Here is a 25964-nt window from a genome sequence, read left to right on the forward strand (position 1 = left end):
ACCTTCGCGCTGCGCGCTGCGGCATACGCCTTGGGAGCGGCCCGGCGGTTCATGTACGCACTCCCGCAAGGGCCCAGACCGGCGCACTTCCGACTGCGGCGCCCGAGGCCCAGGCGGTGAGCGGCGCGAACTGTTCTCCGTCCCACTCGCCAAAAACGCGCAGCGGCGCGCCGCCCGAATGCGCCATCAGTTGCCACGCTTCCTGCGTGGCCAGTTGCATCGGCAAGGCCTGCGGCGCGGCGTCCAGGCGCAGCCACCATTGGTCGCCGTGCCGCGCTGGCACGGCCTCGGCCCACACCATCGGCAGCAGCGGTTGCCAGGGGTTGGCGGCGATCTGTTGTGCCATGCGTTGCCATTCGTCGGAGGTGTCCTGAGCGGACCCGGCCGATGCAGCGGGCGCGTCGGCCAGTTGCTCGGCCAGCAGCGCGCGCTGCGAGGCATGGCCGGGGTAGAAGCACAGCACTGCGGCGCGCTCGCTGCCGCTGATCCAGGCGGTTTCGAAGCCACGGCCGCCATGCGAATAGTCGAGCAGCAGCGCACGCCGGCCGCTCGCGCGGCCTTGCAGCCACACGTGGCGCTCGACCAGCTTGCTGTCGCGCTCGTCGGTGCACTGGCCCAGCACGAGCCATTGGTCGCTGATGCGCTCGCCGTCCACGAGCAGGGCATCGCGGTCCTGCGGCCAGCCGAGGGCGGTGCGCAGGTCGGCCAGCGTGGCGGCCGACAGCGTGTCGCGGCGCGGCACCGCATCGACGATCAGTTGCAGCCGGCCCAGCCGGTCGAGCAGCCGTGCCGGCCAGCCTTCGCCGGCACCGATGAGTTCGGCCGCCTGCGTGATGCGCTGGCCCAGGCCGGGCGCCTGCGCATCGACCATGCGCGCGGCCATCGAGCCCCAGGCCTGCTGTTGCTCGCTGCCGAGCGAGGCCAGGCCGCGCTGCGTCTGGTCGTCGAGCCAGCGTGCAAGCTCCTGCACGCCGGTGTCGATGCGCTTCCAGCGCTGCGCGTCGCGCTTGGCGGCCGCGGCGGGATCGGGTGCGGCGGCCGGCTCGGCGGCACGCGCTTCCTTCTTCTCGGCCTTCTCGCGGCGCGAGGCGAGCCAGTCGGCCACCCAGGGCGGCGGCGTGCCGGCGGTGAAGCTGGCCTCGCTCTGGGCGCGCAGCAGCATCAGCGCCAGGCCGTGCTTGCAGGGGAACTTGCGGCTCGGGCAGGAGCAGCGGAACACCGGGCCCGTCAGGTCGACCTGGGCCTGGTAGGGCTTGCTGCCGCTGCCCTGGCACTCACCCCAGACAGCATCGTCGGAGTAGGCGAGCGTGGGCCACTTGGCCGGTGCGAGCAGGCCCTTGGCAGCCTTGGCCGACGCATCGTCGGGCGCAAGCGCAAGAACGGCTTCTGTGCTGAGACTCATCGGGGCACCCTCGCGCCGGCCCGCGGCGCGGATGGATTGAAAGGCGCGCCCATCAAGGCGCGATGGGATTGCCGGGCGTGCCGGCTTCGCCCGCCGGGACCGTGGCGTTGGCCACGGTCGGCGTGCGGCGGGAGATGCGCACCGCCGGCTGTTGCGTCGATGGCGACGCAGTGCTGCCAGCGGCGACCTTGGTGACGCCGGCTTTGGTGATCGTGACGGGCGCGGCCGATGCGACCGGCATCGGCGCGACAGGCTCGGTGCCGGCGCTCGCCGTGGTGGCCGTATTTGCAGCCGGCACCACCGCCCCGGTCTTGGGATCGTGCAGCACCACGCTCTTGCCGACACCGACGCCCGTGCCCACCGGTCCGAGGGCAACCCCCACGCCGACGCCGGCAGACCCCGACACCACGCCGCCGTTGTTGACAGCCACGCCCGCGCCGAGCGGGCCGAAGCCGGTGTTCAGGCCCATCGAGAAACTGCCGTCCCTGGTGGCACCCAGGCCCAGCGAGAGCCCGGGAACCAGCGGAATGCCGATCTGGTAGTGAGAACAGCCGCTCATCAGGAGCAGCAGCACCGCCGCCGGAACGGTGGCCGTTGCTGCTGCACGGATGCGCGGCCGTGCCATCACACCAGCAGCGCGTTGACGCGCCTCACGTAAGCGGCGGGGTCGGCCGGCAGGCCGCCTTCGGCGAGCAGCGCCTGGTCGAACAGGATGTTCGCGAGGTCGTCGAAATGCGCGGAGCTTTCGAGCTTCTTCACCAGCGGATGGTCGGCGTTGACTTCGAGCACCGGCTTCAGGTCGGGCGCGGGCTGGCCGGCCTGCTTGAGCATGCGCGCGAGCTGCGTGCTCATGCCGCCGTCCTGCACCACGAGGCAGGCGGGCGAGTCGACCAGGCGCGTGGTCACGCGCACATCGTCGGCCTTGTCCTTGAGGGCTTCCTTGAGCCGTTCGAGCATCGGCTTGAAGGATTCGGCGGCCTCTTCGGCGGCCTTCTTCTCGGACTCGTCCTGCAGCTTGCCCAGGTCGACCGCGCCCTTGGCCACGCTTTGCAGCGGCGTGCCGTCGAACTCGGTGAGGTAGTTGAGCGACCACTCGTCCACACGGTCGGTCATGAGCAGCACTTCGATGCCCTTCTTCTTGAAGACTTCGAGCTGCGGGCTGTTCTTGGCGCCGGCGAGCGTGTCGGCCGTGATGTAGTAGATCGCGTCCTGGCCTTCCTTCATGCGCGCCTTGTAGTCGGCAAAGCTCACGCTCACGCCGTCGGTGGTGCTCGATGCGAAGCGCAGCAGCTTGGCGATGCGGTCGCGGTTGCCCATGTCCTCGCCCAGGCCTTCCTTGAGCACCGCGCCGAACTCGGCGTAGAACTTGGCGTACTTGCCCGATTCGTCGGCGTGCGCGGCCGCAGCCTCGGCGGCCGGCGTGGCGTTCTTGTCGACCACGTCGCTGATGTCGCTCAGCGCTTCGGTCGGCTCGGGCGCCGGCACCGACTCGCCCGAACCCACGTCGATCTTGCCTTCGGCGCTCTCGGGGGCGGTCTTCTGCTTCTTGGCCAGGTCTTCGAGCATGGAGAGCACGCGCTTGGTGCTGCCTTCGCGGATGGCCTTCACGTCGCGGCTTTCCTGCAGCAGCTCACGGCTCACATTCAGCGGCAGGTCGGCCGAGTCGATCACGCCCTTGACGAAGCGCAGGTAGCTGGGCAGCAGCGCCTCGGCGTCGTCCATGATGAAGACGCGCTTGACGTACAGCTTGACGCCCGCGCCCTTGTCGCGGTTCCACAGGTCGAAGGGGGCCTTCGCGGGGATGTACAGCAGTTGCGTGTATTCGGTGCTGCCTTCGACGCGGTTGTGGCTCCAGGCGAGCGGCGCCTCGTAGTCGTGGCTGATGCTCTTGTAGAACTCTTCGTACTGCTCGGCGGTGATGTCCTTCTTGGGGCGGCTCCACAGGGCGTTGGCCTTGTTGACCGTTTCCCACTCGCCGGTTTTCACCATGTCGCCGGGCTGGTCGTTCTCGCCTTCCTTCCACTCTTCCTTTTCCATGAGGATCGACAGCGAGATGTGGTCGGAGTACTTGCCGACGATCTGCCTGAGCTTGTAGGCGTTGAGGTATTCGTCGGCATCGTCGCGCAGGTGCAGCGTGATGCGGGTGCCGCGCTCGGCGCGCGTGATGTCGGCCACTTCGAAGTCGCCGGCGCCACCGCTGACCCAACGAACGCCCTGGTCGGCCGGAAGGCCCGCGCGGCGCGACTCGACGCTGATCTTGTCGGCCACGATGAAGCCCGAGTAAAAGCCCACGCCGAACTGGCCGATGAGCTGCGCGTCGGCCTTCTGGTCGCCGCTGAGCTTGCTCATGAAGTCCTTGGTGCCGCTCTTGGCGATCGTGCCGAGGTTGTCGATGGCCTCCTGGCGCGACAGGCCGATGCCCTTGTCGGTGATGGTGAGGGTGCGGGCGGCCTTGTCGAAGGACAGGCGCACGTCGAGCTCGGGCTGGTCTTCGTACAGCTCGGGATGGTCGAGCGCCTCGAAGCGCAGCTTGTCGCACGCGTCCGATGCGTTCGAGATCAGCTCGCGCAGGAAGATTTCCTTGTTGGAATAAAGCGCATGCGTGACGAGGTGCAGCAGTTGCGCGACTTCAGCCTGGAACGGGAGTTTGGTATTGGAGGAATCAGCCATTGGAAAGAGAGATATCGGATCGAAAAAATTCTAAGTCGGCAACGCGGCCATACGGTGATGCCGCGCGAACTTTCTCAGGTAAGGCCTTTGTCTACCTAAACAACCGCGCGGGGTTAGGTCCGGAAAAAATTGCTCATTCGCCGGAAGAGTTATCCACAGGCTCCGACGGCCCTCCGACCACGCTGTAACACGGAAAGTTACCGTAGTTAACATTTATCCAATATCCTAGGTTCCGAAACTGAACTGGGCAGCAATGCCCCGGGAACCAGGGATGTCGTTTGATGATTCGAGTGACACTGCGGACCGCGGTCGACCCCGCCAGAGCCATCTGGCGCCCGACTGTGGTGCAGGTGTGGCTCGGATGCGCGATGGCCCTGTGCGGGCTCCCGCCGGCACTCGCCCAATCCGCCACCGGGCCTGTCGTGGCTGATGCGCACATCGAATCGATGAACCGCGCCCAGGCAGAGCAGGCGAAGCTGAAGGCGCTCATCGAGTCCGCCCCCAAGGCTTACGAAGACCGTTTCATGAACCCGGGCACCGAGCCGGCCGACGATGCCGCGCCGGAGGCCGAACAGCCGCAGGGCTTTCGCGCCTGGATGGTGGAAAGCCGCATCGGCTTCGGCTCCGCGTCGGCCTCCGGCTACGGCAGCCAGCGCGCGACCGAGTTCGGCCAGCGCTTCGAATACCGCCGCGAGACGCTCAACTACGGCGAATTCGTGTTGCAGGCCGACGGCCGCCACCTGAGCGGCGACAACCTCGTGGACGGCGGCGGCATCGGTGCGCTGGGCTATGCGCGCGAACCCACCAGCGGGCGCTTCACGCTGCGTAACCTGGGCTTCCCGATCACCACGCAGACCTTTGCCGACAGCGCGGTGGGCGATATCTACAGCGAGCTGACCGACGGCCTGGGCCGCAACTACCGGCTCTCGCTGGGCTCGACGACGGTGCGCGGCGCCTCGATGCGCATCTTCAATTCCGACTTGGACGTGCGCGCCGGCTTCGGCCAGCGCGGCAACCTGGCAGGCGGCCCCTACCCAGGCTTCGAGAAGAGCCAGGGCACGCTCGGCTGGCTCGGGTTCACGCAGCGGCTGGGCGATTCGTGGTTCACGGCGCTGCAGCTGGACCAGGCGCGCGACGTCCCGGCCTACTACTTCGACCCGCTCACGGCGCAGGGCTTCGGCCGCAAGGACGTCACGAGCTGGGCCGCCTCGCTGGGCTACGGCCGCGAGGTGGTGCGCGACGGCGACTTCAAGGCGCGCGCCACATTGGTGGGCAGCAGCGTGAGCTCGCCCACGGCGGGCGTGGCAACAGGTGGCTCGCAGGGCCTTTTCCTCGAAGCGAGCGCGCGTTCCGGGCTCTACCGGCACGAGTTCGGCGTGTACACGGCGCGGCCGAACCTGCACTTCGGCGACTACGCGCTGTCCACCGGCACGGGCGGCGCCTACTGGCGCGTGGACCGCAGCACGAGCCGCATGAGCTGGGGCGCGGGCCTGGACCAGGAGCGCAACCAGGCAGACCCCAACTACCATCTCGCGGGCTATTCGCGGGTGGGCGTGAACGGCAACTTCCAGTACCTGTTCGACCGCGACACCTCGATCGGCGGCAGCCTGAACGTGTACCGCACGCGCTACGACAAAAGCACGGACCCCGCCGCCGTCAGCAACGCCGCGATCGCGTCCGATGCGCGCAGCCTCTACGGCAACGCCTTCTACCAGACACGTTTCTTCGACTGGCCTCGCAGCCGCTTCACGCTGACGGTGCGGCGCAACGAACTGCTCGTGCGCAACGACGAGGCCGCCACCGGCCAGGAACTGCAATGGGAGCAGGACTGGATCGGCGGGCGCTTCGAGAGGATGCGCCCCGAACTCACCACCACCCTCGGCTACGCGCGCGACCGCAGCGGCGGCATCGCGCGCAACTACCCGACGGCCGGCGTGCAGTTCCGCTACTGGATGGATGGCGGCCTGCAGCTGGGCGGCAACCTGCGCTACACCTCGCAGAGCGGTGGCCTGTACACCAGCCGCGGCCTGTCGGGCACGCTCACCGCCGAGAAGGAGTTGGCGCCGGGCTGGCGCCTCGGTTTCGCGGCCAGCTTCAACCAGGCGCGCGCGGCGCTGGTGCCGACCACGTTTTCCGGCACCAACCTCTATCGCAGTCAAGAGAAGTCCGCCTACATCTACCTGCGCTGGGAGGGCAGCACCGGCACGGCCTACCAGACGGCCGGGATGCGCGGCAACGGCGCGGGCGGCGGGAGCGTGTCGGGCCATGTGTTCTTCGATGCCAACCGCGACGGCCTGCAGCAGGCCGGCGAGGGCGGCGTGGCCGGGGTCGAGGTGCTGCTCGACGGCCGCTACCGCGCCATCACCGACCGCGACGGCCGCTTCGAGTTTCCGCTGGTCACGACCGGCCGCCACCAGCTGACGCTCACGCTCGAGAGCGTGCCCCTGCCATGGGGTGCCAGGGGCGACAGCGGCGTGAGCGTCGACGTGCCCCTGCGTGGCCAGGCCACCACCGAGATCCCCGTGGTCAAGGTGGCCGAATGAATGAATGAATGAATGAATGAATGAATGAATCCATGAATGAGCAGCGCTTTCGTCCGGTTTGTTCCCACCTGCGTTCAATAAAAGGAGACGCCATGACCCGAAGAGAATCCACCCCCCGCCTGCTGGCCATATCGCTGGCCGCATTCGCCCTGGCCCTGCCGGGCAGTGGCGCCCTGGCGGAGAGCCAGTACGGCTCCGGTACGGGCACGATCACCGCGCAGGCCAAGGTCAACCTCAGCGTGACGGTGCCCAAACTCATCCTGCTGCGCGTGGGCTCGACCAACGCCACGGTGGACACGGTGGCCTGGACCTCTGCCCTCAGCATTCCCGGCGCCACCCCCACCACGCCGCTGGCCGGCGTCAACAACACCAACGTCGACTGGAACGGCACCGCGCCCACGGTCACCACCAGCACGGCGGGAGGCACGCTCACGGTGTACGCGTGGACCAATGCGGGCGCGGGCACCATCAACTGCGCCCTGGGCGCCTGGAGCGCCGCCGGCGGTCCGGCCAACGGGGACTTTGCCGTGACGGCGACCGGCAATCTGCCGCATCCGGGCGCCAACCTCGGCGCCTGCGCCTCGACCTCGTTCAACTCCAACGTGGTGGCCACCAGCACCTGGGCCTATACGCTGGGCGGCACACCCTCTTCCTGGGTCGCCGGCGTTTACACCAACACCATCACCTACACGGCGCAAGGCATCTGATGCGCGGTGCCGCAGTCGCGGGCGCGGCGGCATTGGTGCTGGCGGGCGCGGCGGCGCCGGCGCGCGCCGTCATCACCATCGTGACGGACACGGGCAGCAGCTACGGACTCGTGCTGCGCGTGGGCTCGGCCGGCACCACGGTCGACACCGTGGCCTTCAGCGTCACCGGCGCCAACGCCGGGCTCACGCCCACGCCGGTGACCGGCACGCCGTCGATCACGGTCTGGGTCACGCCGGTGCGACCGATCGCCAACAACACCACCGCGCGCCCGGTGACGCTGCGCGTGGATTCGTCCTCGGGGCTGCTCTGCCAATGGGTCGGCTGCGGCTCGATTGCCATTCCCTTCAGCAAGGTCAGCTGGACCGCCACGGGCAACGACAACGCCGCGTCGGGCGACATCCAGAGCGGCAGCTTCGACACCACGGCCAACCAGACGATCGCGAGCTACAACGCCAATGCCACCTTCTGCACCGGCCTGCTGGGCCTGCCGTGCGTGCTGGGCATCGGCACCTGGACCTACCAGTCCCGGCAACTGTCGTCCACGACGCTGCAGTTCAAGTACGCCAACGACACCGTCTACCCCGGCGGCACCTACATGGGCACCGTGCGCTTCACGGCGTCGATGGAATGAGCGCGCGGCGCCTGTGCCTGCGAACGGCCGCCTGCGCGGCGTGCCTTGGCACGGCCGTGGCGGCCTGGGCGCAGGTGGCGCGGCTGGACGACTCGGCCTCGCCGCGCGCGCAGGTGCGCGGCGATTTCAGCAGCGCCCAGGGCATGGACGGCAACCTGCTGGTCCTGCCTTTCGGGCGCGTCGAATACCGGCTGGCCACGGCGCCCTACGCCGGACGGCGCGCGCGCATCTTCTACGTGATCCCGCCGGCCATCGTGGGCCTGCGCTCGCCGACCGGCCTGCGCATCGACTGGCGCGGCAACGGCGCCTTCGCGAGCGGCTCGGGCCGCCCCGGCGACCGGGTGCAGGTGTGGAACGGCGTCGTGCAGACGCCGTGGATGAACGAAACCTTCGACCTGACGCTGCGCGTGGACCCGCGCGAGCTGCGCGTGCCCACGGGTGCGGCGCTGAGCTTCGAGTCGACCTTCGAGATCGAGACCTTGCCATGAACGACGACGCCTTCGCCCCCCCTCGCCACCCTCGCTTCGGCCGGCTGCGCGCCGCTGCCGTGCTCGCGTTGCTGGTTACGGCCGTGGCCGGGCACCACGCGGTGGCCGCCCCGTTCGAGATCGCCGTCACGCCGTCGCGCTTCGAGCTTGCTGCCAAGGGCGGCACCCGCCTGGGGCAGTCGCTGGACATCCACAACCTGGGGTCGGCCACGACCGAGGTGGCGATCCGCAGCATCGACTGGAGCTATTCGCCCGAAGGCGACATCAGCTATCACGACGAGCTGCTGCCCGGCAGTTGCCGGCCGTGGGTGATGCTCGAGCGGCGCATCGTCTCCGTGCCGGCGCGCAGCAAGAAGTCGTTCCGCTTCCAGGTCGATCCGCCAGCCGATGCACCGCGCGGCGAGTGCCGCTTCATGATCGCCATCGAAGGCACGGAGCCCGCGCAGCAGACCGTCATCCGCGGCGGCGGCGCGAGCCTGAACCTGCCGGTCACGGGCCGCATCGCGGTGGCGGTGTATGTGCTGCTCAACGGCGCCGAACCCAAGCTCGAGATCCGGCAGATCGCCAGCAGCGAAGCCACCGGTGCCCGCCGCGCGCTCATCACGGTGGCCAACACCGGCGACGCGCACGGCCGGCTCGAAGGCAGCCTGGACGCGACCGACAGCAAGGGCCGCGCCTTCGAGCTGGTGCCCGAAGGCACGCCGATCCTGCCCGGCCAGACCCGCACGCTGGCGCTGGTGCCCAAGGGCGACGGCGGGCCACCCGCGCCGCCGCCCGTCTACCCGGTGAAGGCCAGTGGCGCGCTGGACTGGGAAAAGGGCAGCTTCAAAGTGGACGTGGAGCTGAAGTGAAACACGGCAGCGGCCTGCGCCTGCATGGTGCGGTTGCCGCTGCCTGCCTGCTGGCGACGGCGGCCGTCGCACCGATGGCCGCGCACGCCGCCTCCAGCACCGCGGGCCCGAGCAGTTCGGTGCCGCTGACCACGGGCACCGTGGCGCTGAACTTCACCCTCGCGATCGACAAGTTCATCTTCTTTCGCATCGGCGACGGCGCCTGGCCCACGCCGGGTGGCACCACGAGCAGCGTGAGCTTCACGGTGGCGCCGACGATTCCCGGCGGCCCCACCACGCCGACGGCCGGCAACAACAAGCCGGTGAACTGGAGCGGCGCCGCGCCCACACTGGGCGTGACGCCGAGCGGCAACATCCTGCCGGTCGAGGTACGCAGCAACGCCGGGCAGATCGGCCTGCACGCCACGGTGACCACGCCGCTCACGAACGGCGCGCACACCATCCCGATGTCGGAAATCACCATCACATCGAGCGACGGCAACCTGCCCGCGCCGGTGATTCCGGTCACGGGCAGCGGCGCCACCGTCAACGTGGCCTCCACCGACGCCACCGGCCTCGTCACCCTGCGCACCGCGAACTGGACCTTCCTGTACGCCAACCTGGCCAGCCGCACCGCCGGCACCTACCTGGGCGTGGTGACTTTTACCGCCAGCTCGCCCTGAATCTGCGCCAAGTCAGCTTCCGCTGGGATTGATCCCCAAAGCTGCGCAGTTGCCTTTCAACCCCTCAGGAGCTTTGCATGAACAAGAACCCCAAGAAGATGCTGTGGATCGCCGCTTGCCTCGGGCTGGCCGCCTTTGCCGCCCAGGCGCAGGTGCCCGCTGACGCGCCCGCCGGCACCACCGTGCAATGCAAGGACGGCAGCTATGCCTCGCCCGACACCAAATCCGGCGCCTGCCGGGGTCACAAGGGCATCAAGACCTGGTTCGGCAAGACCGCCGACGCCAAGGCAGCGCCGGCAGCCGCCGCCGCTGCGCCTGCTGCAGCCGCTCCCGCCGTGGAAACCCAGTCGGCCAGCGTCGACAAGACCGGCGTGGCCCCGAGCACCGGCACGGCGACCAAGACACCGGGCGCGCCCGACCTCACGAAGATGGCAGCCGCACCCGGCGGCGGTGCCGGCAAGGTGTGGGCCAACGACGAAACCAAGGTCTATCACTGCATGGGCGACCGCTACTACGGCAAGACCAAGAAGGGCGAGTACCTGAGCGAAGCCGATGCGAAGGCCAAGGGCATGCACGCCTCGCACAACAAAACCTGTTCATAGGCTCGCCCCCAGGCTTCGCGCACTTCGTGTCGCTTCTCCAACCCCCTACCGGGGGCAACACCAGCGGCCCGGCAAAGCCGGTTCCGCGGTGTTTCACGAAAAGAGCCTAGCGTCGGCTACTTCGGCTGGGACTCGACCTCGCGGGTCCAGCGGTCGATCAGGCGCTTGCGCTCGGCCGCTTTCCCATACTTCTCGAAGTCGTACTTGATGAGCTTCACATCGGCCATCGACGCGATGCGGGCATCGGGCTTGAAAGTCTTGTTGGCCGGCGTCTGAAGGCTGCCCGCCTTCGCGCCGATGGACTGGCCCGCGGGGCTCATGAGCCAGTCGTAGTAGCGCTTGGCGTTCTCCTTGTTGCGTGCGCCCTTCACCAGTGCAATGCCGCCAACTTCATAGCTCGTGCCTTCGCACGGTGCGGCGGTCTTCACCGGAAATTTGTCGAAGCGCCAGCGCTCGAAGCCGAAGATGAAGCTCACGCCGATCGCCACCTCGCCCTTGGCCACGTTGGGCGCCTGCGCCTGGCCGCTGCGGGTGTAGCTGGTGATGTTACGGTGCAGCTTCTTCAGGTAGTCGAAGGCCTCGTCCTCGCCCATCTGCTGCACCAGACCCGCGATGACGGTGTAGGCCGTGCCGCTGGAGGCCGGGTGCGAGATCTCGATCTCGCCCTTGTATTCGGGCTTGATGAGATCGGCCCAGCACCTGGGCTCGTGCAGCTTCTTTTTCTTGAGCAGGTCGGTGTTGAAGCCGAAACCGATGGCGCTGGTGTAGAAGCCGCCCACCATGTTCTGCGACATCGCGTACTGCCGCACCGACCATTCGTGCAGGTCGTTGATGTAGGCCGGCCGGTAGGCGTCGAGCAGGCCCTGCTCGGCCGCCTGCAGGAACGGATCGCCGGTGCCGCCCCACCAGATGTCGGTCTTGGGGTTGGCGGCCTCGGCACGCAGTTGCGCACCGATCTCGCCGGTGCCCTTGTGAGCCTGCAGCACCTTGATGCCGGTCTCGCGCGTGAAGGCCGTGGCAGCCGCCTCGCACCAACCCGCGTCGGTGCTGCACAGCGCGTTCACCGTGCCTTGCGCGGCCGCGTCCGGCGAAGAAAGAAGCATCGCGGTGCCCAGGCACGCGGCAAGGGTGGCGAGAGGGCGAAAGGCGAAGGGGCGCATGCGTTTGTCTCCTGCGAGTGGCTCGCTTGTTGTGAGAAGCAAGCCGCAGGATAGCGGCTGCCCCACCGTTCAGGGTGCGACTTGCAGCAGCGGCGGCAGGTGCTCGGCCAGCCAGTCGATCACCACGCGCGTCTTGAACGGCAGGTAGCGACTGCGCGAGCGGATCACGTTCAGCTCGAAGCCGAAGGGCTTGGGCTCCTCGAACACGCGCACCAGCGTGCCGGCCGCGAGCGCATCGGCCGCCAGCCACGACGGCAGCCGCGCAAGCCCCATGCCGCCGATGGCCGCTTCGAGCAGCACTTCGGCGCTGTCGCAGCGCAGCCGCGAGGGCAGCATCACATCGACCAACCGGCCCTGGGCATCGTGAAAGCGCCAGGCCGAAACCTGCCCGTCGCGGGCATAGAGCACCGCTTCGTGTGTGCCCTGCGCGCTTTGCATTTCGCCGATGGTGCCGGGATGGCCACGCTCTGCCAGGTACGCCGGCGCGGCGCACAGGGCCATCCACTGCACCCCGAGCGGCCGCGCGATCAGGTTGGCGCTGTCGAGCAGCTCGCCGCTGCGGATCGCGAGATCGAGCCCCTCCTCGGCCAGGTCCACGCGCCGGTCGTTGAAGGCGAGTTCGAGCGACAACTGCGGATGTCGCCGCGCCAATGCCAGCAGCAACGGGCCGACCTTGAGCCGGCCGAGCATCGCCGGCATGCTGATCCGCACGACACCGGTCGCGGTGCTGCGCGCCGCGTCGGTCAGCGCCTGCGCCGCATCGAGTTCGGCCAGCACGCGCCTGCAGCGCTCGTAGTAGCCGTGGCCTTCCTCGGTGAGGCTCTGGCTGCGCGTGGTGCGCAGGAACAGCCGCGTGTTCAGCCGCGCCTCGAGGCGCGCGATGCTCTTGGCGACGGCCGAGCGGGTGACGTGCAGGCGCTGCGCCGCCAGCGCGAAGCTGCCGGCCTCGACCGCCGCGACGAATTCCTCGATGCCTTGGAGACGCTGACCCATTGGAGACTTTCAAGCACCAGTAAAGAGAAAATTATCCGCCGCCGGGTACTTCACATCCTCAATAGCATGACGACTCCCTGTCATTCGTGGAGCCTTTCAATGCAAGAACCCGACACCCTGCGCCGCTGGCAACTGCCCCAACTGGGCCGCGCCCACCTCGAACAAGCCGAAGCGCCGATGCCCACACCGGGTGCCGGCCAGATCCTGGTGAAGGTGGGTGCGGTTGCACTCAACTACCGCGACCTGCTGATGATTCGCGACGGCATGGGCATGCCCCTGGGCCTGCCCTTCACGCCCGGCTCCGACATGGCCGGCACCGTGATGGCCGCCGGCCCCGGCGTGAACCGCTTCGCCGTGGGCGACCGTGTGGTCAACACCTTCTGGGGCGGCTGGATCGACAGCCACTGGCACGCCGGCACCACGCTGATGGGCGGCCCTGGCCCGGGCATGCTGGCCTCGCATGTGCTGATCGACGCCGCCTGGGCCGTGGCCGCACCGCGCACGCTGAGCCTGGCCGAAGCCAGCACGCTGCCCTGCGCGGGCCTTACCGCGTGGTTCGCACTGGCCGAGACCGGCGGGCTGCGCGCGGGCGAGACGGTGCTGATTCATGGCACCGGCGGTGTCGCGCTGTTCGGGCTGCAGCTCGCGCGGCTGCACGGCGCGCAAGCCATCGTGGTGACGGGCAGCGAAGACAAGCGTGCGCAGACGCTCGCACTCGGCGCCTCGCATGTGCTGCTGCGGGGCGGCGACTGGCCGGCCGAGGTGCGTCGGCTCACGGGCGGTCGCGGTGCCGACCATGTGCTCGAACTGTCGAGCGGCCCCAACCTCGACCGCTCGTTGCAGGCCACAAGGCAGGGCGGCCGCGTGTCGATCATCGGCATGCTCGGCGGCGACACGCTGAGCGCGTCGTTCTACGCGATGGTGCTGGGCCGCGTGACCGTGCAGGGCATCGGCATCGGGCATCGGCGCGCGCTCGAAGACCTGGTGCGCGCCATCGACGTCAACGCGCTCGAGCCGGTGATCGCGGCGCAGTATGGTTTCGACGCATTGCCTGCTGCGCTCGACCACCTGGAACGCGGCGCCTTCGGGAAGATCGTCATCACGCTTTGAGGTATTGAGGTCTTCCGGTTCACACGCAACGCAGTTGCGGCGGTGCACAAAAACTGCGCGATCCGTGAAGAGATTCCGTTCACTGCAACGAGGTGCTCGACGCTCTGCATTTCTCGTTTCAGAATGCGCCCGCGTCTGGCCCCCGGTCAGGCGCGTTTTCTCAACTTCAGGATGGAGCGTTATGGAACACAGTACCTACAAAAAATGGTCGGCCGAGTTCATTGGTACTTTCTGGCTCACGCTCGGAGGCTGCGGAAGCGCAGTTCTGGCTGCGACATTTCCAGGTACCGGCATCGGCTTTCTGGGCGTCGCACTCGCCTTCGGTCTCACGGTGGTGACGGGCGCCTATGCACTCGGCCCGATCTCGGGTGGCCACTTCAATCCGGCGGTGTCGATCGGCTTGGCGGCCGCAGGGCGCTTCAAGGCCTCGCAGCTCGCGGGCTACATCGTGTCGCAGGTGCTGGGTGCCATCGCTGCTGCAGGCGTGCTCTACCTCATCGCCACCGGCAAGCCGGGCGCGGACATCGGCGGCTTCGCCACCAACGGCTATGGCGAACACTCGCCCGGCAAGTACGGCATGACGGCCGCATTGCTGTGCGAGGTCGTGATGACCGCGGTGTTCCTGATCGTGATTCTTGGCTCCACCGCCAAGCGCGCAGCCGGTGGCTTCGCGGGCCTGTCGATCGGCTTGTGCCTCACGTTGATTCACCTGATCTCGATCCCGGTGACCAACACCTCGGTGAACCCGGCACGCAGCACGGGCCCGGCCTTGTTCGGGCCGTCCTATGCCGTATCGGAACTGTGGCTGTTCTGGGTCGCGCCCATCGCGGGCGCCATCATCGGCGCGGTGATCTACCGCGCCCTGCTCAGCAACAACAACGACGATTGACGTCGCTGTTGTCGTGAGCCTCGTCGGAAGCTAACTCAGCTTCCGGCGCCCGACTTCACCATCGGCAGTGAAGTCGATTGGCCGATCGGCTCTGTCCCGGTGGGGTGCGAAGCCGCCCAGGCGCCGGCCTGGATGTCGGACACCGGCGTCGTTGAATTCATCGCGGGTGCAGAGGTCGACTGACCGATGGCTTCCGTGCCGCTCGGACGAGCGGCAGCCATTGCACCGGCTTGCACTTCCGGCTTTTCCGGCGAGTTCATCTGCAGCGGATGGAAGTCCGAGCCATCGGTGGTTTCGGCCGATGCATTGACGGCGCCCAGCGCTGCGAACGCAGCGAAGGAACCAACGGCGAGAAGCTTGAAGGAATTGCGCATGGTGTGTTCTCCTGAGTGCAGGTTGTCTCCGGTCACGTGCCATCGCGCGAACTGCGCGTGGCAGGACCTGAATGCACTCTAGGCAGGCAGACTGAGGTGAAGGTGAGCGAAGAGTTAGGCACGCGTGAGCGGCGCGCTCAAAAATACCGCTTTGGTTTGATCCGACGGCGAGCCCGTGCGCTACGCCACCGACACAGGCAGATGCACACGCGCCATCAGCCCGCGGCCATCGCTGCGGTTGCGCAGCTCGATGCGCAGGCCATGCCGCTCGGCCGCCGTGCGCGCAATGGCAAGCCCCAGTCCGCTGCCACCCGCGGCCGAACCCGGCACGCGAAAGAAACGGTCGAACACGCGGCCCATCGCGGCCTGCGGAATGCCGGGGCCGTTGTCGAGCACATCGACCACCGCATGCCCCTCGAACAGATGCAGCCGCACGTCGACCACGCCACCTTCGGGCGCATAGCGCAGCGCGTTGTCGATCAGGTTGTCGAACACGCTGCGCAACTCGGCCGCGGGCGCGAACACCACCGCCGCCATGCTGCCCTCGAAGCCCACGTCCACGCAGCGCGCATCGGCCAGCACCATGAGCTGGCTGACGCTCTCGCGCAGCAGCACCTCGATGTCGACCCGCTCGCCTGCGGCGCCGCGCTGCGGCGCGTCCTGCCGCGAGAGATGCAGCAGTTGCTCGATCAAATGCTGCGCGCGCGTGACGCCGGCTTCGAGCTGGTTGAAGCGCTCTGTCGCTTCACCGGCCGGCACGTGCGCGCGCAGGTTCTCGATCTGCAGGCCGATGGCGGCCATCGGCGTGCGCAGCTCGTGGGCCGCGTCCTGCACGAAGCGGCGCTGCGTGGCGAAGGCACTGCGCACCCGCGACAGCAGGTTGTTGAAAGCGCCGACCAGCGGCGCGATCTCGTCGGGCACGCGCGCGAGCGACAACTCGGTGGGGCTGCGTTCGTCCTGCGACGCCACATCGCGCGCCACCGCGCGCAGCGAGCGCGAGGCGGCGGACACGATGAGCCACAGGATCAGCAAGGCCACCGGCAACAGCAGCGCAATCGGCAGGCCTTCGAGCAGGGCACGCCGCAGCGCGCGGCGGCGGCGGTAGTCCTCGTTCTGCAGCACCTGCACACGCGGCTGGTCGGCGCGCGGGCCGGGCTCGGCGGTGAACACGCGCCAGCTCGACTGCGCGTGCGCACCCGCGTTCACGTCGCTGAAACCGATGCCGGCCTGCAGCGGCACCGACAGCGCGGGCCATGAACTCGCGCGCAGCGTGGTGCCGTCGGCGCTCCAGATCTGCACGATGAACGCGCCGCGCGAGAAAGCCGCCTCGCCGTCCATCTCGCGCGGAGTCTTCGGCTGGTCGCTGCCCGTATAGGACTCGGCCACCAGGCGCATCTGGTCATCCAGCGCGTTGTGCACCAGGTTGCCGTAAGCAAGAAAGGAGAACCAGGCCGTGAGCACGGCCGCGAGCACGTGCAGCGTGATCAGCCACAGCAGCAGTTGCGTGCGCAGCGAGCGCGGCCGCCACCACCGGCCGTGGCCGCGCGTCGCACCGGTCATGCCGCCACGCGCCAACCCAGGCCGCGCACGTTGCGGATCGCGTCCGCGCCGAGCTTGCGGCGCATGCCGTGGATCAGCACGTCGATCGCGTTGCTGGTCACTTCCTCGCCCCAACCATAGATGCGGTTTTCAAGCTGCTCGCGCGAAAGGATGGCGCCGGGCCGCTCCAGCAGCGCGTGCAGCAGCGCGAATTCGCGCGCGGTGAGCGCCTCGCGTTCGCCGTTCACCACCACTTCGCGCGTGGTCAGGTCGAGCTGCAGCGCGCCACTGCCGACCAGCGAGTGCGCGGCACCGTCGCGGCGGCGCACGATGGCCCGCATGCGGGCGAGCAGTTCGCGAAACTCGAAAGGCTTGAGCAGGTAATCGTCGGCGCCGAGATCGAGGCTGTGGATGCGGTCGTCGACCCCGTCGCGCGCGGTCAGCACCAGCACGGGCGTGGCGTCGCCGCGTTCGCGGGCGCGCCGCAGCACCTCGGTGCCGTCCTGCTTGGGCAGGCCCAGGTCGAGCAGCACGCAGGTGTAGCCACCATCGCCCAGGGCGCTCTGCGCGAGTTCGCCGTCGCGCACCCAGTCGGCGGACCAGCCCGCACCTTCGAGCGCCTGCTTCAGGCTGCGCCCGATCATTTCGTCGTCTTCCACCAAAAGCACGCGCATCGCGGTGACTCCTTCGGCCGCAAGGTAGCACGCGATCGGGATGACCGGAAGTGCTTGCGCCGTGGCGCAGCCTAGGGGCGAAGAATTAGGCGGGACTGACTTGAGCGTCGCGCAGTGCAGCAGCTTCAGGGGTCAGGGCATGCGGATGGCGTGCCGTTCGCCCTCGCCGTCCGACGTGAAGGCCAGCAGTTGCAGGGCCTGCTCGTGAACGCCGAGGCGATCTGCCCCGGACCACCGCGTGAACGGTTCCAGCACCACGGTGGCGGCGTCTTTCGCCCGCTCGATCTTCCATACCCCCGCCACGAAGCCGTCGAGCAGCACCGTGCCGCGCACGATGCCGTTGACGGTGAACACGCGGGCGCGGTGCGCCTCGCTCAGCACGCGGCTGCGGTCGGCGTGCGAGAGCAGCAGGTTGTCCCACTCGGCGACGAGGCGCGGTGGCGCGGGCGTGTCGGCGTCGGGACGTGGCGCGCGCGGCAAATCGAACAGCTCCTGGCCCTGCTCTCCCGCGAACACGCGCAGTTGTGGACGAAGGCGTTCGGCCACGGCCTTCCAGCCAGTCAGACCCGACCATGCGCCGGCGTCGGCCAGCGTGGCGGGGCCGAAGGCGGCGAGGTAGCGCAGCAGCAGATCGTCTTGCGTGGCCGGGGCGACGTCGGCGGCGGATTCACCGAGCCAGTGCCCGATGGGCTGCAGCAGCGCGCTCTGGTGCGAGTTCCAGCTGCCGGCGGGCGGCAGGTGCACCAGCGGCACGTTGTTGCGGATCACCGCGGCCAGCGAGGCTGCTTCGCTCCCAGGCCAGCGCTCGGCGAGCGCCTGCCCGAGTTCGGCACTGGTGCGGGGGCGCTCATCGAGCAATGCGCGTCCTGCCCCGACCACCGCCGTGCGGTCGATGCCTTCGAGCGCCCGCTTGTGATTGCCCAGCAGGCCGCGCTGATGCACCGGCTCCAGCAGCGGACGCCATGCCAGCGCGTCGGCGGCCGTCATCAGATGCAGGGTCGAGCGCATCGCCGACATGCGCACGATGCGGCGCTTGCGCATGGCCTCGGTCAAGTGCTCACGCTCGAAGCCTTCGAGCCGGCTCCAGAGCCCGACATAGGGCGGATTGGGTGCCTGCGCCTGCAACCCGCCCAGTCGCTCGATGGCTTGCGCGACCGTCAGCTTGCGCCGCTCCAGCAGCATCTGCCGCGCCAGCGTGGCACGGTTCAGCGCGCGCAGGCTCAGCGTGGCAGCGGGCATGCGCGCGCAGTGTTCAGAACTTTTCGTGCGGGCCGAGGTAGCGCCACTGCCCCACCGGCAGGTTGCCGAGCATCACCTGGCCGATGCGCACGCGCTTCAGGCCCACCACCTTCAGGCCGACCAGCTCGCACATGCGGCGGATCTGGCGCTTCTTGCCTTCGGTGAGCACGAAGCGCAACTGCTCGGGGTTCTGCCATTCGACCTTCGCCGGTTTGAGCGCCTGGCCGTCGAGGCTCAGGCCATGGCGCAGCCGGGCGAGCATGGCCGGCGGAAAGACCGCCTGTACGTTCTGCGTGACGGGATCGTCGTCGTCCATGCGGATGAGCTGCCCCGTGGGCGCCGGCTGGCCCAGGCCGTGGTAGGCCACGCGCACCAGGTATTCCTTTTCCATCACCGAGTCTTCGCCGATCAGCTGGCGCGCGATGCGGCCGTCCTGCGTCATGACCAGCAGGCCGATGGAATCGATGTCGAGCCGGCCGCACGGCGCCAGGCCGCGCATCTGGCTGGGGTGAAAGAAGAAGCGCGCGTTGTCGTCCACCCAGCGGTTCTGCGGCGTGAACAGCGTGACCGCCGGCTCGTGCCCGTCTTCGGCCTGCGCACTCACGTAGCCGATGGGCTTGTTGATGAGGATGGTGACCAGGTTCGCCTGCTGGCCCTTGGCCGCCTTGTCGATCTCGATGCGGTCGGACGGCGTGACCTTCACGCCCATCTCGGCCGGCTTGCCGTTCACCTTCACCCAGCCGTTGGCGATCCATTCGTCGGCTTCGCGGCGCGAGCACATGCTGAGTTCGGCCATGCGCTTGTTGAGCCGCACCGGCCCACCGCTGGCCACCGGTGGCGGCGCCGCGCGGCGAAATGGCTGGCTGGATTCGGTCGGAAGAGGGGCGGGACCACGACGGGCCGGACCGTTGGAGGGGGGAGACGCAGGCATGAGAGATTATCGACCAGGCCCGGTTTCCGCCCGCAAGACAGCTTGATCGAAATGCGGGACCCCGCTATCCTGACCGCAAGCGCGAGTTGATCGCGCCATTTTTGGGGGATTCCCAAGTGAGCACACGCAAGTACCAGTACGCCATCGTCATCGGGCGTTTCCAGCCCGTCCATTTCGGTCACCAACGACTCATCGAAGAAGGCCTGCGTGCCGCCGATCGGGTCATCGTGGTGGTCGGCTCCGACCGCAAGCCACGGAGCGTCAAGAACCCCTTCACCTTCGACGAACGCGAACGCATGGTGCGCGCCTGTCTGCGCGGCACCGAGCAGATGCGCGTGAGCGTCGTCGGCGTGGGCGACTCGCCCTACAACGACCAGATATGGATCGCGTCGATCCAGTCGGCTGTCGAGCGCCTGATCCAGCAAGACGGCCACGTGCCTTCGCAGACCAAGGTCGCGCTGGTGGGCCATCTGAAGGACGCATCGAGCTACTACCTCAAGCTCTTTCCGCATTGGGAGTTCGTGGGCCACAACAACGTGGAGAGTCTGAACGCCACCGACGTGCGCGGCCTCTACTTCGACCCCGAGAACCGCGGCCAGCTTGCACCGGCCGACCTGCCCGACGGCACCGCCGCCTTTCTCGACAGGTTCACCACCACCAGCGACTACGCCGAGCTTTGCGAAGAGCGCGCCTTCCTCATCGACTACCGCGACAAGTACCGCTATGCGGGCAGCGACTTTCCGCCGATCTACACCACGGTCGACGCCATCGTGGTCGAGGCCGGGCACATCCTGCTGGTGCAGCGCAAGTTCCATCCCGGCAAGGGCACCTGGGCATTGCCGGGCGGCTTCGTCGGCCAGCACGAGCGGCTGCAGGACGCGGCCATCCGCGAGCTGAAGGAAGAAACCCGCCTGAAGGTGCCCGTGCCCGTGCTCAACGGCAGCATGAAGGCCAGCCATGTGTTCGACGCGCCTGATCGATCGCAGCGCGGCCGCACGATCACGCACGGATTCTTCTTCGAGCTGGCGCACAACCAGTGGACGGGCCTGTCGGACGTGCGCGCCGACGACGACGCGGCCGAGGTGCGCTGGGTGCCGATTGCAGAATTCCTGGACATGCAGGACCGCATCTACGAAGACCATTTTTTCATCGCGAATCATTTTTTGGGTGGCCTGGGCAAGAACTGAACGACCAGGCTTTGTCAGCAAGAACGGCCCCGGTTGACGGGGCCCACGTGAAAGGAGCTTTCACATGAACCGCAACCTCACCTCTTCGCCCCTGGGCAACAACCTGCTGCTGCGCACCGACTCCTACAAGGTGTCGCACTGGATGCAATATCCGCCCGGCACGCAGACGGTGCACAGCTACATCGAATCACGCGGCGGCATCTTCAGCCACTCGCTCTTCTTCGGCCTGCAGGCTTACCTGCGCGAGTACCTGCAGACGCCGGTGACGTTGGCCGATGTCGATGAAGCCGCCGCGCTCATGGCCGTGCACGGCGAGCCCTTCAATCGCGAAGGCTGGCTGCGGCTGATCGAGAAGCACGGCGGGCTGATGCCGGTGCGCATCCGCGCCGTGCCCGAAGGCAGCGTGCTGCCGGTGCACAACGTGCTGGCCACCATCGAGAACACCGATCCCGAATTCTTCTGGGTCACGAGCTTTCTGGAAACCGAATTGCTGCGCGCCATCTGGTATCCGACCACGGTGGCCACACTGTCGGCTGCCGCGCGCACCACGCTGCTGCGCTATCTGGAGGCAACCTGCGACGACCCCCAAGGGCAGATCGCGTTCAGGCTGCACGACTTCGGCGCGCGCGGTGTATCGAGCCTCGAATCGGCGGCGCTTGGCGGCATGGCCCACCTGGTCAACTTCATGGGCACCGACACGCTGACCGCGCTGGTGGCGGCGCGCCGTTATTACGACTGCGACGTGGCGGGCTTCTCGATTCCCGCGGCCGAGCACAGCACCATCACGGGATGGGGCCGCGACCACGAATCCGACGCCTACGGCAACATGATCGACCAGTTCGGCAAGCCCGGTGCGACCTTCGCGGTGGTGAGCGACAGCTACGACATCTTCAATGCCTGCGCGCGCATCTGGGGCGACGAGCTGAAGGCGAAGGTGGTGGCCTCGGGCGCGACGCTGGTGGTGCGGCCCGACTCGGGCGACCCGGCCGAAACCACGCTGAAGGTGGCGCAGATATTGGCCGACCGCTTCGGCACCACGACCAATGCCAAGGGCTTTCGGGTGCTGAACAACGTACGCATCATCCAGGGCGATGGCGTGAACCTCGACTCGCTGCGGTTGTGCCTGTCGAACTTCTTCCACAACGGGTTCTCGACGGAGAACATCTCGTTCGGCATGGGCGGTGGGCTGTTGCAGCAAGTGAACCGCGACACGATGCAGTGGGCGATGAAGTGTTCGGCCATGCAGGTGAACGGCGAGTGGCGCGATGTCTACAAGTCGCCGGTGGGCGATGTAAGCAAGGCATCGAAGAAGGGTCGGCTCGCACTTGTGCAGAACGCACGCGGCGAGGTGCAGACGTTGCGCGAGGAAACGCTCGCGGCTGGCCAGACCGATCTGCTGCAAACGGTGTTCGAGAACGGGCGCATCGTGACGAGCACGACCTTCGATGCGATTCGGGAACGCGCGGCCATTGGCGTTAATCAGTTCGTTACCTCGCGCGCTCCGCTCTGAGGTGTTGTTGATCTTTCGGGGCGCTCTTGTTCGGGGTGCGTGCGAATGACACCAGGAGCTCCCCTCCGCGAATGTCCCCCGCTTCGCTCCTCCTTTATTTCGCTGCGGGGAGCACCTGGCGTCATTCGCACAGGGGCACGCTGCTGGTGTATCGCCGATCGACCATCGCTCTGTCCAACGCTCGCGCCGATACGGGGCTCTTTTTCGCGAAATAAAGGAGGAGCGAAGCGGGGGACATTCGCGAAAAAGAGCACCGTGTCGGCGTGAGCGTCGCCCTGAACAGCGGTACGACAGACGAGAAGTTCATCACCACCCAAGCCGCTCTCACTGCGGCTCACCACCAGCAGCGCCACATGGCATGGCCATAATCCGCCCACACCGCCGAATCCATGACCAAACTCCTGATCCTCAGCGTGAGCGCCGGCAACGGCCACGTGCGTGCAGCACAGGCGCTTGCCGCCACCGCCCAGAACCTCGCCCCGCCCTGCACGGCGGTCCACATCGACGCCATGGCCCATGTGGCCGGAGGCTTTCGCAAGGTCTACACCGACTGGTACATCCAGCTCGTGAACCGCGCGCCCGACCTCTGGTCGTACCTGCACCAGCGCACCGACGTCACGCCGCACCATGCGCCTTCGCAACGGCTGCGCCGCGGCATCGAGCGCCTGAGCACCGGCGCACTGGTGCGCGAAATCCGCCGCGAGAAACCCGACGCAGTGATCTGCACCCACTTCTTGCCGGCCGAACTGCTGATGCGCGAGCGCAACCGGGGCCGCATCGACTACCCCGTGTGGCTGCAGATCACCGACTACGACCTGCACAACATGTGGCTGGTGCCGGGCATGGCCGGCTACCTCGCGGCGACCGAAGAAGTGGCCTTCCGGCTGCGGGCTCGCGGCATTCCCGCGGACCGCATCCACGTGACAGGCATCCCCGTGATGCCTGCCTTCTCCGAGCCTGACGTGCCGGCGCTCGTGCGCCACACCTGCGCCACCGAACTCGGCCTCGACCCCGCGCGCCCCATCCTGCTAATGGCCTCGGGCGGTGCCGGCGTGGGCGACCTGCCGAGCATGGTCGAGCGCGTGCTCGGCCTCGGCGGGCATGACGGCAAGGAGGGCAGCTTCCAGGTCATCGCGGTTGCGGGCCGCAACGTCGAAGCGCAGGGCAAGCTCGAAGCGCTGGCCAAGCGCTATCCGGGTCGCGTGGTGGCCATCGGCTTCACCAACGAAATGCACAAGCTCATGGCCGCCGCCGATCTGGTCGTCACCAAGCCCGGTGGCCTCACGGTGTCCGAATGCCTGGCGCTCGGCAAGCCAATGCTGCTGATCTCGCCCATTCCGGGGCAGGAAGAACACAACGCCGGCTTCCTGATGGAAGAAGGCGCCGCATGGCTCGCCTACGACGCCATCGGCCTCGACTACAAGGTCGCGCGCCTGATGGCCGACCCCGCCAAGCTCGCGAACATGGCCGCGCGCAGTCGCGCACTCGGCAAGCCGCAGGCCGCGCGGGCCGTGCTGCAACACGTGCTGGGTGCCGGGGCGTGAGCGGCGAGGTTGAAAAAACCGGCGTGGGCCGCACGCTCGGCTATCTCGCCTGGGTGGTCGCGATGGCCTTTTTCTTCGCCAACGCGGAAATCCAGATCGAAGGCGGCGCGGGCTGGGCCACCTCGCTGCCCACCTGGCGCATCGAGAACAGCATCTGGCTCGACATCTTCTGGGGCGGCCGCGCCATGACCGGCTACCACGCCTGGGTGTTCACCTTCATGGCGCTGGTGTTCTTCTCGCCGCTGGCCTTCAACGGCCGGTGGACGTGGCGCAACGTGGGGTTCGCCGTCGCAGGGCTGATCGTGTTCTGGGTCTGCGAAGACTTTCTGTGGTTCATGATCAACCCGGCCTTCGGCTGGGCCCGCTTCAACCCGGTCGATGCGTTCTGGCACAAGCACTGGCTGTGGGGTGCGCCGGTCGACTACTGGGGTGGCCTGGCAGTGGCGGCGTTGATCCTGGCAACCCGGCACTGGCGCCACAAGAAGAAATGACGACGCCGAACATCGACGATCCGCGCCCCGGCCACTGGGCCGACCCGCTGGACGAACTGCAGGTCGAGAACCTGCACCGCATCACGCCCATGCTGTACCGCAGCGCCCAGCCCCGGCGCGCCAACATGGCGGCGCTGCAGTCGCTGGGCATCCGCACGGTGGTGAGCCTGCGCTCCTTCAACGACGACAAGAAAGTGTTCGCCGGCACCGGCATCCGCCTCGTGCGCGTGCCGATCAACACCTGGTCCATCGACGACGCCAAGGTGCTGCGTGCACTGGTCGCCATTCGCGAGGCCGAGAAGCACGGCCCGGTGCTGATCCACTGCATGCACGGCGCCGACCGCACCGGCGTGGTGGCCGCCGTCTACCGCATGGCCGTTCAAGACTGGGACAAGGACAGCGCGCGCCACGAAATGCTGCGCGGCGGCTACGGCTATCACACGCTGTGGCGCAACATCCCGCGCTACATCGAGCGGCTCGACCCTCTGAAGATGCGCCACGCGCTGGCCCACGCGCCGGCCATTCCCATGGTGTCCTGAAGGCGCCTGCAGCTTTCGCACCCCGCTCCTATACTGGCCGCCCCGTGGCCACCGGCCATCTTCGAACGAACCTCTTCAAGGGCTTCTTCCATGGCACTGCAACTCCGCTCCCTCGTTCGCTCGAACGGCGAACTCGAACTCTCGCTGCATGACGAGCCGATCCCCGAACCGCAGGCCCACGAGGTCGTGATCCGCATCGAGGCCTCGCCGATGAACCCGTCGGACCTGGGCCTGCTGTTCGGCGCCGCCGACATGAGCACCGCCAAGGCATCCGGCACGGCCGACCGTCCGGTCGTCACCGCCACCGTTCCCGAACGCGCAAGGCCCGCAATGGCCGGCCGCCTCGACGAGTCGATGCCGGTCGGCAACGAAGGCGCGGGCGTGGTCGTGAAGGCCGGTTCGTCGCCGGCCGCGCAGGCGCTGCTCGGCAAGACCGTGGCCGCCATCGGTGGCGCCATGTACTCGCAGTACCGCGCGGTCGCCGTCGCGCAGTGCATGGAACTGCCGGCAGGCACGACGGCCGCCGAAGGCGCTTCGTGCTTCGTCAATCCGCTCACCTCGCTGGGCATGGTCGAGACGATGCGGCGCGAAGGCCACAAGGCGCTGGTGCACACCGCCGCCGCCTCCAACCTCGGGCAGATGCTCAACAAGATCTGCCAGAAGGACGGCATCGACCTCGTCAACATCGTGCGCAAGCCCGAGCAGGAAGCGCTGCTGCGCGGCCTCGGCGCAAAGTACGTGTGCAACGCGACCTCGCCCACTTTTCTCGAAGACCTGACGCAGGCGCTGGTCGACACCGGTGCCACGCTGGCCTTCGACGCCACCGGCGGCGGCAAGCTCGCGGGCCAGATCCTCGGCTGCATGGAAGCGGCGCTGAACCGCACCGCCAAGGAATACAGCCGCTACGGCTCGACCACCCACAAGCAGGTCTACATCTACGGCGGCCTCGACCGCAGCCCGACCGAGTTCGTGCGCAACTTCGGCATGGCATGGGGCATGGGCGGCTGGCTGCTGTTCCCGTTCCTCGGAAAACTCGGCGACGAAGGCACGCAGCGTTTGAAGGCGCGCGTGGTGGCGGAGTTGAAGACCACGTTCGCGAGCAAGTACACGCGCGAGGTGTCGCTGGTCGAGGCGCTGCAGCTCGATGCGATCGGGGTGTATGGGAAGCAGGCGACGGGGGAGAAGTTCTTGCTCAATCCGAACAAGGGCGTGGCAGCCTGAGACAGC

At 67.9% G+C, this 25964-nt stretch carries 25 protein-coding genes; 15 read left to right on the forward strand and 10 right to left on the reverse strand.

Annotated elements, in window-relative coordinates; all coding sequences use genetic code 11:
* Positions 1–49 precede the first annotated feature (49 nt).
* The 3 genes from H7F35_RS09685 to htpG are packed head-to-tail and all read right to left on the reverse strand — an operon-like array spanning position 50 to position 4072.
* Complete coding sequence (locus H7F35_RS09685; protein ID WP_187112675.1) at positions 50–1402, reverse strand: SWIM zinc finger domain-containing protein; 1353 nt, start codon at positions 1400–1402, stop codon at positions 50–52.
* A 52-nt stretch (positions 1403–1454) separates the two neighbouring features.
* Positions 1455–2027 carry a hypothetical protein gene (locus tag H7F35_RS09690; RefSeq protein WP_261803578.1) on the reverse strand — a complete coding sequence of 191 codons (573 nt, stop codon included), beginning with the start codon at positions 2025–2027 and terminating at the stop codon, positions 1455–1457.
* Positions 2027–4072: a molecular chaperone HtpG gene (gene htpG / locus H7F35_RS09695; protein WP_187112677.1), complete on the reverse strand. Its 2046-nt coding sequence runs from the start codon at positions 4070–4072 to the stop codon at positions 2027–2029. Before htpG ends, H7F35_RS09690 begins: the two co-directional genes overlap by 1 nt.
* Positions 4073–4353: 281 nt before the next feature.
* Here htpG and H7F35_RS09700 point away from each other — a divergent pair, with 281 nt between their 5' ends.
* From H7F35_RS09700 to H7F35_RS09730, 7 genes are all read left to right on the forward strand, one after another.
* Entirely contained in the window at positions 4354–6615 is a 2262-nt protein-coding gene (locus H7F35_RS09700; RefSeq protein ID WP_187112678.1) for an SdrD B-like domain-containing protein, read from the forward strand.
* 92 nt (positions 6616–6707) lie between these two features.
* The gene (locus H7F35_RS09705; protein WP_187112679.1) at positions 6708–7322 is read left to right on the forward strand and encodes a hypothetical protein; all 615 of its coding nucleotides are present in this window, start codon (positions 6708–6710) and stop codon (positions 7320–7322) included.
* Positions 7322–7954 carry a hypothetical protein gene (locus tag H7F35_RS09710; protein WP_187112680.1) on the forward strand — a complete coding sequence of 211 codons (633 nt, stop codon included), beginning with the start codon at positions 7322–7324 and terminating at the stop codon, positions 7952–7954. Before H7F35_RS09705 ends, H7F35_RS09710 begins: the two co-directional genes overlap by 1 nt.
* Positions 7951–8442, forward strand: a complete 492-nt coding sequence (locus H7F35_RS09715; protein ID WP_187112681.1) for a hypothetical protein — start codon at positions 7951–7953, stop codon at positions 8440–8442. The genes H7F35_RS09710 and H7F35_RS09715 overlap by 4 nt, the downstream gene beginning before the upstream one ends.
* A complete protein-coding gene (locus H7F35_RS09720; protein ID WP_261803579.1) occupies positions 8439–9293 on the forward strand; it encodes a hypothetical protein in 855 nt (284 codons plus the stop codon). The genes H7F35_RS09715 and H7F35_RS09720 overlap by 4 nt, the downstream gene beginning before the upstream one ends.
* On the forward strand, positions 9290–9955 hold the full coding sequence (locus H7F35_RS09725; protein WP_261803580.1) for a hypothetical protein: 666 nt from the start codon (positions 9290–9292) through the stop codon (positions 9953–9955). The genes H7F35_RS09720 and H7F35_RS09725 overlap by 4 nt, the downstream gene beginning before the upstream one ends.
* Positions 9956–10032: 77 nt before the next feature.
* Complete coding sequence (locus H7F35_RS09730) at positions 10033–10557, forward strand: DUF3761 domain-containing protein (RefSeq protein ID WP_187112682.1); 525 nt, start codon at positions 10033–10035, stop codon at positions 10555–10557.
* Positions 10558–10673: 116 nt separating this feature from the next.
* Here the strand turns inward: H7F35_RS09730 and H7F35_RS09735 are convergent, their stop codons facing one another.
* Positions 10674–11717 carry an ABC transporter substrate-binding protein gene (locus H7F35_RS09735; RefSeq protein WP_187112683.1) on the reverse strand — a complete coding sequence of 348 codons (1044 nt, stop codon included), beginning with the start codon at positions 11715–11717 and terminating at the stop codon, positions 10674–10676.
* A gap of 69 nt (positions 11718–11786) precedes the next feature.
* Positions 11787–12710: a LysR family transcriptional regulator gene (locus H7F35_RS09740; RefSeq protein WP_187112684.1), complete on the reverse strand. Its 924-nt coding sequence runs from the start codon at positions 12708–12710 to the stop codon at positions 11787–11789.
* A gap of 99 nt (positions 12711–12809) precedes the next feature.
* Here H7F35_RS09740 and H7F35_RS09745 point away from each other — a divergent pair, with 99 nt between their 5' ends.
* Both H7F35_RS09745 and aqpZ read left to right on the forward strand, forming a co-directional pair.
* Positions 12810–13820 carry a zinc-dependent alcohol dehydrogenase family protein gene (locus tag H7F35_RS09745; protein WP_187112685.1) on the forward strand — a complete coding sequence of 337 codons (1011 nt, stop codon included), beginning with the start codon at positions 12810–12812 and terminating at the stop codon, positions 13818–13820.
* Between the two features lie 181 nt (positions 13821–14001).
* The gene (gene aqpZ / locus H7F35_RS09750) at positions 14002–14709 is read left to right on the forward strand and encodes an aquaporin Z (protein WP_187112686.1); all 708 of its coding nucleotides are present in this window, start codon (positions 14002–14004) and stop codon (positions 14707–14709) included.
* A 35-nt stretch (positions 14710–14744) separates the two neighbouring features.
* On the opposite strand, the gene H7F35_RS09755 is transcribed toward aqpZ, so the two are convergent.
* From H7F35_RS09755 to H7F35_RS09775, 5 genes are all read right to left on the reverse strand, one after another.
* Positions 14745–15083: a hypothetical protein gene (locus H7F35_RS09755; RefSeq protein WP_187112687.1), complete on the reverse strand. Its 339-nt coding sequence runs from the start codon at positions 15081–15083 to the stop codon at positions 14745–14747.
* 180 nt (positions 15084–15263) lie between these two features.
* Positions 15264–16643, reverse strand: coding sequence for a sensor histidine kinase (locus H7F35_RS09760; RefSeq protein WP_187112688.1), 1380 nt, complete (start codon positions 16641–16643; stop codon positions 15264–15266).
* A complete protein-coding gene (locus H7F35_RS09765) occupies positions 16640–17296 on the reverse strand; it encodes a response regulator transcription factor (RefSeq protein WP_187112689.1) in 657 nt (218 codons plus the stop codon). The genes H7F35_RS09760 and H7F35_RS09765 overlap by 4 nt, the downstream gene beginning before the upstream one ends.
* A 132-nt stretch (positions 17297–17428) precedes the next feature.
* Entirely contained in the window at positions 17429–18535 is a 1107-nt protein-coding gene (locus tag H7F35_RS09770; RefSeq protein ID WP_261803581.1) for a winged helix DNA-binding domain-containing protein, read from the reverse strand.
* A gap of 13 nt (positions 18536–18548) precedes the next feature.
* A complete protein-coding gene (locus H7F35_RS09775; protein ID WP_261803674.1) occupies positions 18549–19331 on the reverse strand; it encodes a pseudouridine synthase in 783 nt (260 codons plus the stop codon).
* Positions 19332–19582: 251 nt separating this feature from the next.
* Here H7F35_RS09775 and H7F35_RS09780 point away from each other — a divergent pair, with 251 nt between their 5' ends.
* The 6 genes from H7F35_RS09780 (at position 19583) to H7F35_RS09805 (ending at position 25958) form a co-directional block, all read left to right on the forward strand.
* Complete coding sequence (locus tag H7F35_RS09780; RefSeq protein ID WP_187112691.1) at positions 19583–20653, forward strand: bifunctional nicotinamide-nucleotide adenylyltransferase/Nudix hydroxylase; 1071 nt, start codon at positions 19583–19585, stop codon at positions 20651–20653.
* A 64-nt stretch (positions 20654–20717) separates the two neighbouring features.
* Entirely contained in the window at positions 20718–22163 is a 1446-nt protein-coding gene (locus tag H7F35_RS09785) for a nicotinate phosphoribosyltransferase (protein WP_187112692.1), read from the forward strand.
* Positions 22164–22552: 389 nt separating this feature from the next.
* A complete protein-coding gene (locus H7F35_RS09790) occupies positions 22553–23707 on the forward strand; it encodes an MGDG synthase family glycosyltransferase (RefSeq protein WP_187112693.1) in 1155 nt (384 codons plus the stop codon).
* Complete coding sequence (locus tag H7F35_RS09795) at positions 23704–24198, forward strand: hypothetical protein (protein WP_187112694.1); 495 nt, start codon at positions 23704–23706, stop codon at positions 24196–24198. Before H7F35_RS09790 ends, H7F35_RS09795 begins: the two co-directional genes overlap by 4 nt.
* Positions 24195–24737 carry a dual specificity protein phosphatase family protein gene (locus H7F35_RS09800; RefSeq protein WP_187112695.1) on the forward strand — a complete coding sequence of 181 codons (543 nt, stop codon included), beginning with the start codon at positions 24195–24197 and terminating at the stop codon, positions 24735–24737. Before H7F35_RS09795 ends, H7F35_RS09800 begins: the two co-directional genes overlap by 4 nt.
* A gap of 90 nt (positions 24738–24827) precedes the next feature.
* Positions 24828–25958: a zinc-binding dehydrogenase gene (locus H7F35_RS09805; RefSeq protein WP_187112696.1), complete on the forward strand. Its 1131-nt coding sequence runs from the start codon at positions 24828–24830 to the stop codon at positions 25956–25958.
* The last annotated feature ends 6 nt before the right edge of the window (positions 25959–25964 follow it).

This window comes from Variovorax sp. PAMC26660, assembly GCF_014302995.1.
In the GTDB taxonomy this organism is placed as follows: Bacteria; Pseudomonadota; Gammaproteobacteria; order Burkholderiales; family Burkholderiaceae_C; genus Variovorax.

Coding starts and splice junctions, on each gene's coding strand:
- H7F35_RS09685 (WP_187112675.1), bottom strand. CDS start 1,402: ATGAGTCTCAGCACAGAAGCCGTTCTTGCGCTTGCGCCCGACGATGCG.
- H7F35_RS09690 (WP_261803578.1), bottom strand. CDS start 2,027: ATGGCACGGCCGCGCATCCGTGCAGCAGCAACGGCCACCGTTCCGGCG.
- htpG (WP_187112677.1), bottom strand. CDS start 4,072: ATGGCTGATTCCTCCAATACCAAACTCCCGTTCCAGGCTGAAGTCGCG.
- H7F35_RS09700 (WP_187112678.1), top strand. CDS start 4,354: ATGATTCGAGTGACACTGCGGACCGCGGTCGACCCCGCCAGAGCCATC.
- H7F35_RS09705 (WP_187112679.1), top strand. CDS start 6,708: ATGACCCGAAGAGAATCCACCCCCCGCCTGCTGGCCATATCGCTGGCC.
- H7F35_RS09710 (WP_187112680.1), top strand. CDS start 7,322: ATGCGCGGTGCCGCAGTCGCGGGCGCGGCGGCATTGGTGCTGGCGGGC.
- H7F35_RS09715 (WP_187112681.1), top strand. CDS start 7,951: ATGAGCGCGCGGCGCCTGTGCCTGCGAACGGCCGCCTGCGCGGCGTGC.
- H7F35_RS09720 (WP_261803579.1), top strand. CDS start 8,439: ATGAACGACGACGCCTTCGCCCCCCCTCGCCACCCTCGCTTCGGCCGG.
- H7F35_RS09730 (WP_187112682.1), top strand. CDS start 10,033: ATGAACAAGAACCCCAAGAAGATGCTGTGGATCGCCGCTTGCCTCGGG.
- H7F35_RS09735 (WP_187112683.1), bottom strand. CDS start 11,717: ATGCGCCCCTTCGCCTTTCGCCCTCTCGCCACCCTTGCCGCGTGCCTG.
- H7F35_RS09740 (WP_187112684.1), bottom strand. CDS start 12,710: ATGGGTCAGCGTCTCCAAGGCATCGAGGAATTCGTCGCGGCGGTCGAG.
- H7F35_RS09745 (WP_187112685.1), top strand. CDS start 12,810: ATGCAAGAACCCGACACCCTGCGCCGCTGGCAACTGCCCCAACTGGGC.
- aqpZ (WP_187112686.1), top strand. CDS start 14,002: ATGGAACACAGTACCTACAAAAAATGGTCGGCCGAGTTCATTGGTACT.
- H7F35_RS09755 (WP_187112687.1), bottom strand. CDS start 15,083: ATGCGCAATTCCTTCAAGCTTCTCGCCGTTGGTTCCTTCGCTGCGTTC.
- H7F35_RS09760 (WP_187112688.1), bottom strand. CDS start 16,643: ATGACCGGTGCGACGCGCGGCCACGGCCGGTGGTGGCGGCCGCGCTCG.
- H7F35_RS09765 (WP_187112689.1), bottom strand. CDS start 17,296: ATGCGCGTGCTTTTGGTGGAAGACGACGAAATGATCGGGCGCAGCCTG.
- H7F35_RS09770 (WP_261803581.1), bottom strand. CDS start 18,535: ATGCCCGCTGCCACGCTGAGCCTGCGCGCGCTGAACCGTGCCACGCTG.
- H7F35_RS09775 (WP_261803674.1), bottom strand. CDS start 19,331: ATGGCCGAACTCAGCATGTGCTCGCGCCGCGAAGCCGACGAATGGATC.
- H7F35_RS09785 (WP_187112692.1), top strand. CDS start 20,718: ATGAACCGCAACCTCACCTCTTCGCCCCTGGGCAACAACCTGCTGCTG.
- H7F35_RS09790 (WP_187112693.1), top strand. CDS start 22,553: ATGACCAAACTCCTGATCCTCAGCGTGAGCGCCGGCAACGGCCACGTG.
- H7F35_RS09800 (WP_187112695.1), top strand. CDS start 24,195: ATGACGACGCCGAACATCGACGATCCGCGCCCCGGCCACTGGGCCGAC.
- H7F35_RS09805 (WP_187112696.1), top strand. CDS start 24,828: ATGGCACTGCAACTCCGCTCCCTCGTTCGCTCGAACGGCGAACTCGAA.